13 protein-coding genes and 1 pseudogene are annotated in these 11,973 nt (G+C 55.7%); 11 read left to right on the top strand and 3 right to left on the bottom strand.

Going from position 1 to position 11,973, the window contains the following annotated elements; all coding sequences use genetic code 11:
* Positions 1-374, top strand: a 374-nt coding sequence (locus B8784_RS07765; protein WP_233355963.1) for an integrase core domain-containing protein, incomplete at its 5' end; no start/stop codon positions are given.
* 30 nt (positions 375-404) lie between these two features.
* On the opposite strand, the pseudogene B8784_RS07760 reads toward B8784_RS07765, so the two are convergent.
* Both B8784_RS07760 and B8784_RS07750 read right to left on the bottom strand, forming a co-directional pair.
* Positions 405-1,637 (bottom strand): annotated as a pseudogene (locus tag B8784_RS07760) (SNF2-related protein); the annotation flags it as partial.
* Between the two features lie 772 nt (positions 1,638-2,409).
* The gene (locus B8784_RS07750; protein ID WP_084397125.1) at positions 2,410-3,210 is read right to left on the bottom strand and encodes a hypothetical protein; all 801 of its coding nucleotides are present in this window, start codon (positions 3,208-3,210) and stop codon (positions 2,410-2,412) included.
* Between the two features lie 202 nt (positions 3,211-3,412).
* Here B8784_RS07750 and B8784_RS07745 point away from each other — a divergent pair, with 202 nt between their 5' ends.
* On the top strand, positions 3,413-3,853 hold the full coding sequence (locus B8784_RS07745) for a hypothetical protein (protein ID WP_084397123.1): 441 nt from the start codon (positions 3,413-3,415) through the stop codon (positions 3,851-3,853).
* On the opposite strand, the gene B8784_RS07740 is transcribed toward B8784_RS07745, so the two are convergent.
* The gene (locus tag B8784_RS07740; RefSeq protein ID WP_084397121.1) at positions 3,850-4,347 is read right to left on the bottom strand and encodes a hypothetical protein; all 498 of its coding nucleotides are present in this window, start codon (positions 4,345-4,347) and stop codon (positions 3,850-3,852) included. The genes B8784_RS07745 and B8784_RS07740 overlap by 4 nt on opposite strands.
* A 544-nt stretch (positions 4,348-4,891) precedes the next feature.
* On the opposite strand from B8784_RS07740, the gene B8784_RS07730 reads away from it, so the two are divergent.
* From B8784_RS07730 to B8784_RS07695, 9 genes are all read left to right on the top strand, one after another.
* Positions 4,892-5,143: a hypothetical protein gene (locus B8784_RS07730; RefSeq protein ID WP_233356021.1), complete on the top strand. Its 252-nt coding sequence runs from the start codon at positions 4,892-4,894 to the stop codon at positions 5,141-5,143.
* Between the two features lie 21 nt (positions 5,144-5,164).
* Positions 5,165-5,287 carry a hypothetical protein gene (locus B8784_RS22055; RefSeq protein ID WP_267889978.1) on the top strand — a complete coding sequence of 41 codons (123 nt, stop codon included), beginning with the start codon at positions 5,165-5,167 and terminating at the stop codon, positions 5,285-5,287.
* Positions 5,288-5,368: 81 nt separating this feature from the next.
* The gene (locus B8784_RS07725) at positions 5,369-5,653 is read left to right on the top strand and encodes a hypothetical protein (RefSeq protein ID WP_084397114.1); all 285 of its coding nucleotides are present in this window, start codon (positions 5,369-5,371) and stop codon (positions 5,651-5,653) included.
* A gap of 18 nt (positions 5,654-5,671) precedes the next feature.
* Entirely contained in the window at positions 5,672-7,279 is a 1,608-nt protein-coding gene (locus tag B8784_RS07720) for a type IV secretory system conjugative DNA transfer family protein (protein WP_084397112.1), read from the top strand.
* A 16-nt stretch (positions 7,280-7,295) separates the two neighbouring features.
* Positions 7,296-7,544, top strand: a complete 249-nt coding sequence (locus B8784_RS07715) for a hypothetical protein (protein WP_084397111.1) — start codon at positions 7,296-7,298, stop codon at positions 7,542-7,544.
* A gap of 507 nt (positions 7,545-8,051) precedes the next feature.
* Entirely contained in the window at positions 8,052-8,312 is a 261-nt protein-coding gene (locus B8784_RS21260) for a hypothetical protein (protein WP_143435358.1), read from the top strand.
* 8 nt (positions 8,313-8,320) lie between these two features.
* Positions 8,321-9,937, top strand: a complete 1,617-nt coding sequence (locus B8784_RS07710) for a recombinase family protein (RefSeq protein ID WP_233356020.1) — start codon at positions 8,321-8,323, stop codon at positions 9,935-9,937.
* A gap of 125 nt (positions 9,938-10,062) precedes the next feature.
* The gene (locus tag B8784_RS07700; protein WP_084397110.1) at positions 10,063-11,391 is read left to right on the top strand and encodes a tyrosine-type recombinase/integrase; all 1,329 of its coding nucleotides are present in this window, start codon (positions 10,063-10,065) and stop codon (positions 11,389-11,391) included.
* Between the two features lie 309 nt (positions 11,392-11,700).
* A partial coding sequence (locus tag B8784_RS07695) for a transposase (protein ID WP_143435342.1) occupies positions 11,701-11,973 on the top strand: 273 nt, incomplete at its 3' end.

Here is an 11,973-nt window from a genome sequence, read left to right as displayed (position 1 = left end):
ATGGCACGGAGCTGACCAGTCATGCGATCCTGAAATGGGTGCGCGAGGCCGGCATTGAGTGGCACTACATCGCGCCGGGAAAGCCGACACAGAACGCCTTCGTCGAGAGCTTCAACGGCCGGCTGCGCGACGAGTGCCTGAACGAGCATCTCTTCGACAGTCTCGGTGACGCCCGGCGCATCATCGAAGCCTGGCGGATAGACTACAACACGGTCCGGCCACACACATCACTCGGCGGCCTCAGCCCCGTAACCTACGAACGGCGGCTGCGCCGCCGAAGGCCCGGCTCGCTTGAGCCGCGGGGAAGCTCCACTCCCCGGGCCTTGACCACGCCATCAACAACAGAAAGAAAGGCGAACAGACTCTCCGAATGAACGGCCCGGATCACGGGGCTGGGTCACACTGTCCACACCCTCAGTGATGAAAGCTACCTGGTTCTTCAGGTCATTCATCCGGTTGTTTACAGGTGTTGCTGAAAGCATCAACACCTTGGTCTTTACACCTGACCGAATGATCTGGTCCATCAGTCGGGAGTATCGGGTGAGACCTTCTTTCGCGGAACTCGCGTTCCGAAAGTTGTGAGATTCATCTATGACTATGAGGTCATAGTTGCCCCAATTTAGTGTTTCGAGATTGATTTCTCCCGACCGCCCCTGTGTTCGGGTCAAGTCGGTATGGTTCAAAACGTCGTAGTTGAAACGATCCGAGGAGAGCAGGTTTCTCTTGTCGTTGATCGTATAGACCGTCCAGTTGTCGCGTAGTTTCTTAGGACACAGGACGAGGACACGATCATTCCTAAGTTCGTAGTATTTTATTACTGCAAGTGCCTCGAATGTTTTACCGAGTCCTACGCTATCGGCAATTATGCAACCGTTGTACTTTTCCAATTTATCGATAGCGCCAAGCACACCATCGCGTTGGAATTTGTATAGCTTGTTCCAGACAATCGTATCCTTGAAACCTGTCTTGGAGCGGATGATGCTTTCCTCATCAAGATCATCCAGAACGTCCCGAAAAAGATGATACAACGTGAGGAAGTAAATGAACTCTGGGGACTGGTCAGAAGATAGAAGCTCAAGGCGCTTTAGGAAGGCTGCCTTCGCATCGGAAGCCGCGTGATCATCGTTCCAAAGAGCATCGAACCATTGGAGCATCGCTGCGGTATTTTCCGCGTCACGCGCGCACATATTCATGTGAAGGCGCTTGCTCTCGGAATAACCGAGGCCCGTGCTAGTGAACGTAGAGCTTCCCTGTATTCCTACGGCATGGCCATTGTTATCGGTCGCAAGAAGAAGGCTTTGGCTTAGGGATTTAGGATCGTTCACAACCCTTACCGAGGTTTTGTCTTTGATCCAGCGCTGGCATTCCTTTGCAATTTGTCTCTGCCTAAGCTGATTTCGATATCGGACCTCGGAATCATCGCCCGCGAGGCTTTCGAAAGCTAGCTCCTTGCTTTCGTTCGTCTGAAGCGGGCAAAGCATTAGTCGCGCGTGATCGATAGCTTTTAGTTCGGATTTCAGCGCGTCAAAGCCATAGATCGAGAATTCGCTCGATATAGCCGATAGGGTCACACCTGCTTGCAGGTGTTTGCGCAGCTCATCGCCGACTTTTCCATGTTTTTTGTTATCAAGAATCATTTATTCGTTTCTTGGTTTTGTCGCGATCCTTGTCCTCCACATACGCACGCATAAACTCGCGTATCACCTGCGCGGCAGGGCGATCCTCGGCTTTGCAGGCGCGGAGGAATTTCTCCCGCAAATCGCGGTCGATGCGTATTCGGAGGCCAACGTCCTTCATCTGACCGAGTGTAGCCGTTGGATACACAATGTGCCAACGGTATTTCGAGGATTCCTCCACAGACCCACCCGCATCCAAGGGCGTCTCTTTGGTCGTAGTCCAGCGGCGAAATGCTGGCGCTTATCCAACCTGCGCAAGGTTGGCCCATGTATCCAAAGAGCACGGGGAGGCTCTTGGTCGTAGGTATCGGGTCGCGACAGACCTGATCGGCATCCAAACCGCGCAGGGTTGGTCTCCATGAAATGGTCATGGGGGTATCGGTGGGAGCAGGAACGCTCGCCTGATTGGCAGGTGTCGGGGGCCACTACCCTGACGAGTGGATTTCAAAGGTGGCGCGATAGCCCCTTTGATCGATGGGTGCAGGGAGAGCGAAGTCTCCCGCGAGTGATGGAACGGCGAAACGTTCTGATGGCTCTGCATGGGTTCAATGCCCAGGAAGAGCCAAGGCCGGAGGGATGCAACGGGAGCGCGCAGCGGGCTCCCTTGCCAAGATCGCGGTGTAGTACACCGCACATCTTGCGGGTCGGACTTATTGATAAAACTGGGAAAAACGGAGATGCATGACGCACAGCAGCATTTGAAGGAGAACGCGGTTCTAGACCGAGTGGCACATCAGCGGCGATAAAGCTCCTGATGATACCAGATGCGCTGATCTCGGGTTTGCGGGTCATTGATGAGCTTGAACACGGATGCCAGTTCGTCGGCATAGGTTCTCCACCGTCCGAACGCGGCGGGACCAAGGGTCTGACCGACTGTCGTCCCTATGGGATATGTTTGAATATGATGGAGAAGCGTTGCCGTCACGTAACCCGATACGCTGGTCGAATCGAACGGGACAACACCATCACTCCCGCGCTCTATCGGAAACCTCATGCCGCATCGTTCGAAGCTGTCGTACTGGGTGTCGAATGAATTGAGCTGGTCGAAAGCTTGTCTGCGTGCATACCCCAGCGCGACCAGCGGCCAGATGTCCTCCGTCTTCAGTCCGCGTCTTTCCCGATACCGCGCGAACATCCACTGGAATTCCGGGAGCCGCTGGCAAGCGTCACAGACGACGCATCGACCTTCGAGGCTCTTCTGATGGACGACATGTTTGATCTGCTCTTCCCGATACTCGTAGGAAAATTTCCAGAAGTGATCGGTCGGCTCGGAGATTTGTTCGTCGTCCCATGCCAGCCCCTGGCACTCCCTATAGAATCCCAAAAGCCGATGGTTCATCCAGAACGAAAGCCGCTCGCCAATGTGCTTGTACATGTTTGAAATCGCCGCGCGCGACATCGGCAGGTTTTCGGCAACTTCCGAAACCGTCGTGCCGTGAGCGTAATTGAACACGACATTCCTGAAGAGCGCCGCCGTATTCCTCGGATCAGCATTCTTCCAATACAGATTCTTCAGTTCGGCACCTTTAGTCATTCAACATCCAAAGCCAGAGACGCTTCTTAAGCTCCTCAATCCGAACCCGCGCCGCAACGGACCGTGTACCCTCTACCTTACAAGAAAATCAGATCGGGCTGCTCTGCCTTACAAGAAAAATCGCTCTCGATTCCATGCACGGCGGCGGCCTGCCACGCTGGATTCATCAGTTTTCACCTCACGAAGTGAATGGAGCGAGACTATGAACCTGTGTTGGCACTGCCTCGGCCTAGGATACTGCCGGAAGACGACCACCCTCCTTGTCACCGACAAGCGGATGGAGAACCCGGACTTTCTCGTCGATCTGCGCGCCTTCACGGTTGGCCTGAACATCAGTCCCGATCACTGGCTCGACTTCCTCACAGACGCCTATCGCGACTATCGCGGTCGGATCGTCCATCAGGGTCACGAAGTCTTTCTGGATACGCAAGCCCTTGAGGCCGCGAGCATCCGCGAGTGGTTTCGTGACTGGGCATGTACGCCAGTGCGAGACGGTGCTCAGCCGCGCTTGCGTGAAGAATCCCGCGAGCGCATCCGCGTTCTGGCCACCATCTTGTCTACGCGCTTTCCGTTCGAAGCCAGCATGTGGGGCGTTCGCGCCGCGAACGACAATCAGCGCTCTGTCCATGCGAAGGACCGTTAGAAAGGGGCGTCGTCGGCGTCGATCATGGAGGTCTTACCATCCTTCTTGATCAGCGCCGCCTTGGTCAGCTTGTTCGTCTTATCTCCTTGCAAGGCTTGGTATCGTTCCGACACGGTAACACCGCGAACCGCTCTCAAGCCCTGCCGCCATTCCTGCGCTTCCACGCGGCGATGCCAAAGATAGGCCTGGTCAAATGGTATTCCGCAATAGTGGTTCATGAACAATGCGCAGAGATTGGCATTGTTCGCGGGATGCGGGCCTCCCTGTTCTTTCAGCGTCGGCCAGAACTTTTGTTTGTCCTTCTGCTTCTGGCGCTGCTCGAATTCGTCCGCGCATGAGTGATAGCCAACCATCCGCATGTACCGGCAATAAGCGATATTCAGCGTCGGACACAGCTCTGGGATCAGTCCGAATACCTCCAGCTCTGCTCTGCTAACGCTGTCAAAATCGAGCGGATTCCGCTCGGCTTCGCTATCCAAAATGTTCGTCGTCACCGCTTGTCCCTTTCAAGTTGCCCCTAGCGCATGAAACCGAATTGTCGTTTCCAGCGCGCCAAGGCCTCGTCCGTCGCGCGAAACCGTGTCGCCGCGTCATATGTGGGATGAAAAAGCGCGCGGCGCACGCGACACGCGTCATCATCTTCCGTTACGGGTCCGTTTGCGAGGATGGCCAACGCTTGATCCACGCGTTCAGATGAAGGGCCTTCATAGAAGATTGCCGCCTGCTCGCCTTCCAGAGCCTCGAACGCACTCTCGATTATCTGTCGTCTCGGAATTTGGTTGGCAGAAGCGCTCCACATACAGCGTCGTATTACCTCATATATTTATGTTCTACGTTTGTTCTATAGCTCTCGTCTTTGGTTTTCTCAAGAATTTTCATCCGTGCTGATGCGTTCTTCGCGATCAATCCGCTTATCCCCCCAAGCTGCTTTGGGCTGTGTGCCATGGTCTAGCTGTCGGCAATCAAGCTCGACGGCAACATCAAGGTCTACGCATGTCATTTATGAGAAAGCACCAAGAGGCGGGCCGGTCGATTTTCATGTCGTCCATACAGGGTCTCGCGAACACTCTCGCATTAGTCGTGACATTTCTCGGCGCGCCACCGCTCTACAGTAAATCCATCGGCTGGATTCAGACCTTCGCGGTCGGTCACTACGGCTACGGCGTTGAAGACATGACAGCCCTTGTCTGGGGTGTGATCTGCGCCGCCCTGGTCTTTTTCATCTCCCGCGCATCGATCTCGACGGCGCTGGTGATGGGCGGGATCGCACTTGCGACCCGCTTCCTGTGAACCATGAAAAGGAGTTCGAAGATGTTCACACGTCATCGCCGCGTCGGCGGTATCTACAAAAAGGAAACCAATTGGAGCGCGGTGATCGCGGTCGTCTTCTGCGTGATCGTGGGGCTCGCGGTCCTCGGATCGCTTGGCGGGTAAGTCCGCCATGCTCACCACCTGACGCCTGAGTTCCCGCACGCGGAATTCAGGCGTTTCTTTTTTGAACGAAAGACGCGTCCCATGGAGAACATTCAGATCGAATTTGTAGAACCGGAGATGAAGCCGATATTCGACCGCTTCAAGCTGCTCTTCGCTCCCGGCTCTCCCAAATCTGACATCCCTTGTGATGTGAAGGTCTGCGTCTGGATACGGATGATCAACGCGTTTCACCCGACCGTGAAGCCGCGCCAAATACGCTCCCACTTCATCAAGAGCTTTCATCCCGACGCAGGTGAACACGTCCTCACCGTACCGGAGAAGACGAAAATCATGGCTACGCATGACCGGATTTTCAAAGGCGAATAGCAACAGGAGAACGCAGCCATGTATGATAATGAGGAATACCGTTTCGGATCAGCATCCTGGGCGAACGAGCACGATCTAAAGCGCGCAGGCCTGACGGACGCGCGCGGGTTGCAAATCGGATACGCCGCAAACAAGCCGCTCTGCCTCGAAACCGATGCGCCGATCATCACTATCGCCGGTGCAGGCTCAGGTAAGATGCGCGACCTGCTCGCGCTCGCCGTCGCGCGCAATGCGGGCAGGCGCAACTTCATCCTCGATCCGCGTGGCGAAATCGCTTCGGTCACGATGGTCAATTTCGCATTTGAGCGTAGCTACCTCTATTGCTGGAACCCGACAGGCATGCGCGGCCTGCCGCAACACCGGATGAACCCGCTCGATATTCTCAAACTGAATGACCCGCACTTCCATGCGGACTGCAAGTTCATCGCCGAAAGCCTGATCCCGGCGAGCGGCGCATCCAACGGGCGGTATTTCGAGCTGCGCGCGCGCGAGTGGGTTGAAAACATCATCAAGATGCTGGTCGAGACGACGGGACGCGTCAGCTTTCCTTCGCTCTATCGCGTCATCAACTGGATTGAGTCCGATACGCAACGTTGGGCCGACTGCCTAGAATGCATGTTGGGTTCCTCTATGGACAGCGTTCGCCGAACCGCCGGCGAGATGCTAGCCAAGCAGCAGGAGAGCGAGAAAGAATTCGGCTCGATCATCGGTGAGCTATACGCCCACCTGAACTTTCTCGATGACCCGATGTTGCTGGCCTCGCTCGATAACGCCGATGCGTCGCTTGCCGACACCTGCGATGCGCACCAAGCGACGAGCTGGGCGATCAATGTGCCGATTGAGTATGTCGGGCTGTGGTCGCCAATCTTACGCACCATGTTCACGGTGCAGATGCTCTACAAGTCGCGCGCGCCATCCGCGCCGCCTGTGAACATGATCATCGATGAGGCCGGACAGCTCGGTAATTTTGAGGCGCTGTTGCGCGCCTTCACCTTCGGTCGCGGAGCGGGTGTACGCACCTGGGCGCTGTTTCAGGATGTCGGGCAGATCGTGCGCAACTTCGGCGCTCCGGCATTGCAGGGATTTATGGGTTCCGCCGCATTGCGCCAGTTCTTCGGCGTCCGTGACTACCAAACCGCGCAGATGGTCTCTTCGATGCTTGGGACCGAAACGCTCGAATATGATGACGGTTTGCGGCAGGCCGATGCCAGACGGCAAAAGCTCAATGCTGCGCTTGGCATTATGAACGGAAGCGATCCATTCTCGGCCTATGCCGATATGAAATACCACGCCTTCGCCGAAACCAACCGCACCAAACAGGCGCGCGCCCTGATGATGCCTGAAGAGGTGCTGGCGATGCCCGAGGACCGCCAAATCCTGTTCATCTCGGGCAAGAATCTTAAACACGTCTTTGCCGAAAAGCATCCCTACTACACGCGCAGCGATTTCGCGGGCCGCTTCCTGCCCAATCCGTTCCATCCGCCGCACGATTCCGTGCCTATCCCCTCACGGTGGGGGCAACACCGTGCGAGGGTAATCACGCAAGCCGTGCCGCAGCATTTTGCACACTACCCGCAATATGCCTCCGGCACCTGGTCTTATGTCGAGGGCCATCGCCCCTCCTAATCCACGGAGAAAAGCCATGAGCGAACGTTCGGATAGAAAGCAGCCCAGTTTCGAAGCATTCCATGCGAAGGATGGGCCGGACGATAAATCGTATTTCAACCGCGTCGGCGCAGCCTTTCCGCACAAGGACGGTGAGGGACATACGGTCGTGCTGGATTCCGTGCCGGTCAATGGTCGCATTGTACTTCGGACGCCGATGGAGCGGCTGGAAGAGGAACGGGACGAAAAGCTCCGTCGCCGCAATCGGGATGACCGCGACAGGTGAACCGCCCCAGGTACGACAACACAGGCAGCTCTGCCATCGCAACAAAGGCGGAGCTGCTTCAACGTTTGCGAGACCGTCAGAAGCCGCAAGTACACACCCGGCTTACGCCGAGTGGGCCGGAGCTTTCGGAATCGCTCAAGACATTACAGCGAGAGAACGATCGTCGCATCGCTCTCCTGCGGACTTCTTTACTGAACGCACATGAGGTGGTGGAGGTGCAGCATAGTTTTTCGCGTCTCTTCGGCTACGCCAAATCGCACTTCAAACGCGAGAGATAGAATTCTCAATCAGCATAGTAATACTCAGCACAGACTAAGCGGAAAGCCGCTCTGAGTTTGCGTTTCAGAATATTTATAAGTTATACTTATAGTAGAAAAATACGCAGCATCCGTGCAGCAATTATTTGCGTTAATCACCCGTTGCGGGTGGTCCGGTGCTCTATTGTCCCAAAAGGAAAGTAATCGATCAGCATGCAGCGCATTGCTGAAACGGGCGGAGTTTGCTCGCATGAAAGAGATAGTAAAAAAACATCGGCAATCCTTCAAAGCACTCGGCTATACCGACGAGCAAGCTGATGATCTTATCCACAGGTTATCAGCGATCATGTCCGCGTTCATCGATGCCGCTTGGGGAGTCCATCCAGCTCAGCTTGCGAGGCAAGAGACGAGGCACAAATCACTTTCAGCGAAGGCACATTATGCTAGGATAGGAACAAAACCAAAACAATGTGACGAAGAAGAGACTGCGGCCCCGCCTGCGGAAAGGTGATGGATTCTATGAAAGACAAAGAAGGAAACAACAATAAGGCTGTTATTTACTGCCGTGTATCGGACGTAAAGCAAACGATCCGTGGAACCGGCCTTGCCTCCCAGGAAACACGCTGCCGGGAGTTTGCTGCGTTCAGGGGCTTTGAAGTGGTCGAGGTCTTCCGTGACGATATGACCGGGGGACGCAACGACCGACCCGGCATGTTGGCGATGTTGAAGCACCTCAAGGCGCACCGCAACGACGAGCGGATGGTAATTATTGACGATATCAGCCGCTTCGCACGCGACTTACGCGGCCATCTCGACCTCAGAGATCTTCTGCGCGAGGCGGGCGGGAAGCTCATCAGCCCGAGTATGGAATTCAAAGACGATGCGGACTCGCGCATGGTCGAAAACATGATGGCGACATTCGCACAGCACCAGCGCGAGAAGAACGCCGAGCAGACAAAGAACCGGATGCGCGCCCGCGCGATGAATGGCTATTGGGTGTTTCATGCGCCGGTAGGCTACCGCTACGAGCGTGCATCAGGACAAGGGAAAGTCCTTCGCCGCGATGAGCCGTTAGCATCGATCATGACAGAAGCGCTCGAAGGGTATGCCAGCGGGCATTTCTCGACGCAGGCTGAAGTGAAGCGCTTTCTCGAAGCACAGCCGGAGTTCCCGAAAACGCCGCGCGGCGAGGTGACGAACCAGCGCGTGAATGATTTTCTGACGCAACCGCTCTACGCAGGCTATCTCGAACTCCCGAAGTGGGATGTTTCGTTGCGGCCAGCCCAACATGAAGGCCTGATCACTCTAGAGACATTCAAGACAATCCAGGAACGCCTGAACGGCAACGTGCGCGTTCCGGCGCGTAAGGACATCAACGAGGATTTCCCGTTGCGGGGCTTCGTCCTCTGCGGCTGCTGCGGCAATCCTCTGACCGCCAACTGGTCAAAGGGCAAGGCGGCGCATTATCCCTACTATTTGTGCCGCCAGAAGGACTGCGCGGCGAAAGGCAAATCGATTCGTCGCGAGGTGGTCGAGGAGGAATTCGAGGCGCTGCTGCAATCACTGCGTCCCACACCGGAGTTATTCGAACGGGCTTCGGCACTGTTCCGCGATCTATGGGATCAGCGTGCACTGACCATGAAAGCGCAGGGGCAGTCGATGAAAGCTGAGCTGTCCCAGATCGACCGGAAAATTGAGCAACTGATGGATCGGCTGGTCGAAACAGACAGCGAATCTGTGATCAAGGCTTACGAGAAGCGCATCGGCAATCTGGAAATGGAGCGCATGGTCCTCCGTGAGCGGATCAAAAATTGCGGCAAGCCGTTGCAGACCTACGAGGAGACTTTCGAACACTCGATGTCGTTCTTGTCAAACCCTTGGAATCTTTGGAAAAAGGGAAGGATTGAGCACCGTCAAACGGTCCTCAAACTCGCGTTCAAGGACCAACTGGCGTATTGCCGAAATTCGGGGTTTCGAACACCAGAAATATCCTTACCTTTCAAGGCGTTAGGTGATATTTGCAGGGGAGAAATGGAGATGGCGCACCTATTAGGATTCGAACCTAAGACCTCTGCCTTCGGAGCTGGTTCATTGCCCTATCCGAATTACGCGATAGGGCACGCCAGAGCGAGATAACCATCTGAAAATTATTGATTTTTAGAATCCGCTCTCCGAAATCCCTATCCGAGAATACGCCCGAATTTGCCGCCAAGTGCTTACGTGGTGCTTACGCGAAGTCGGGTCCGGCAGGGATTGGAACCATGGCGAAGATCACCAAGCGGGTCGTCGATACGGCTGAAACAGGCACCAAAGATTACGTCATTTGGGATGATGAACTCCCTGGGTTTGGTCTACGCGTCTTCGCATCCGGGAAGAGAAGCTATGTGATTCAGTATCGATCAAGAGGACGTTCGCGTCGCTATACGATAGGGCTGCATGGCGTATGGACTCCGGAGACCGCGCGTCGTGAAGCGAAAGCGCAACTTGGCCGGGTCGCTCATGGTGACGACCCTGCCGAAGAACGGGAAGAAGACCGGAAGGCGCTTACCATCAAGCAGCTCTGCGAGCAGTACATCGCCGACATGGAAGCTGGCCTTATCTTAGGGAAAGGCGGCCGGCCGAAGAAGGAGACCACCATTGCCACCGATGTCGGCCGTATCCGCAGGCACATCATTCCTCTTCTTGGGACACGACGTGTGCGGGACATCACAAAGCCGGACATGAACAACCTGATGAAAGACATCATTGCCGGTAAGACGCGCGTGACCATGAAAACCGAAAAGCTCCGTGGTAAGGCCATCGTTCGCGGCGGCCGTGGCACCGCGATCCGGACCATGGGCCTGCTCGGTGGCATTTTCTCTTATGCCGTCGAGGCTGGCGTGATTGAGCACAACCCGACGCATGGTCTCCGCAAACCGAAATATCAGGTCCGTGACCGAAGGCTCAGCGAAGCCGAGTATCGGGTTCTAGGCGGCATTCTTCGCGAGGCGCAGGAGAGCGACCACTACCGCATACACGCCGATATCCTCAGGCTGATCGCGCTGACTGGCTGCCGTCGCGGAGAAATCATAAATCTCAAATGGAGCGATGTCGATCTTGAGGCTAGCTGCCTGCGGCTGGTCGATAGCAAGGAGGGATCTTCCGTCCGTCCTGTCGGATTGCCTGTTATCGAGTATCTCGAAGACGAACGAAAGCGGCGGGCAGGCACGTATGTCTTCCCCGGCAAGGGCTTGGACAACGCCGTCGGGAACTTCCCACAGAGTTGGAAGAAAATGTTCAAGGACACGCCGCTTTGGGACGTAACCCCTCACGTTTTGCGACACAGCTTCGCGAGCATCGCGAACGACCTGGGCTTCACAGAGATCACGATCGCCGCGCTGATCGGTCATGCCAAAGGATCAGTCACGAGCAAATACGTCCACACGCTCGATTCCACACTGATCATGGCCGCAGACACTGTGTCAGGCTACGTGAAGGCTTTGCTTGAAGGCGTAGAGTTCAGACGGAACACCTACACGCTGGATCGGCAGTCCCGACAGAGCGCAATTGACGACATGCTGATCGAAGCGAGGCCAACGACGGCGGTCTAGAACCGGCTCGCAGCCACCTTTCGCTTCGCGCTACCGCACTGGCCATAGCTTGCACTGAACTACCTCCTTGAAGGACGCACGATCTGGAACTTTGGAAAGGTAAGACTGGCGCTAGTCTAGAAGAGAGACGGAATCCTCGCGCGGATTTCTTCCACGAGTTCGTGATCGGGAAATCTCTCAATCGCTCGACGCCACATCTGCTTGGCTGCAATGATGTTTCCATCGTTCCAATGAACGCCTCCGAGGTTGAACATCGCAATGAACCGCGCCGGGTTTGCCGGAGGCCATTTTCATTGAGAGAGTGGTTTTATGACAGACAGGAAGCAGAGACATCCTTACTCGCCAGAGGTGCGTGAGCGAGCCATTCGGATGGTGATGGAGCATGGCGGGGAGTACCCGTCGCAATGGGCAGCGATCGTCTCGATTGCCGGCAAGATCGGGTGCGTGCCGCAGACGCTGCATGGCTGGGTGGCGCAGGCCGAGCGGGATGCCGGCAAGCGGGCGGGACCAAGCACCGAAGAGCGCGAGCGGATCAAGATGCTTGAGCGCGAAGTGAAGGAGCTTCGCCAGGCGAACGAGATT

Origin of the sequence: Henriciella aquimarina (assembly GCF_002088975.1) — a bacterium.
In the GTDB taxonomy this organism is placed as follows: domain Bacteria; phylum Pseudomonadota; class Alphaproteobacteria; order Caulobacterales; family Hyphomonadaceae; genus Henriciella; species Henriciella aquimarina.
This window is presented reverse-complemented; position numbering and strand designations above follow the sequence as displayed.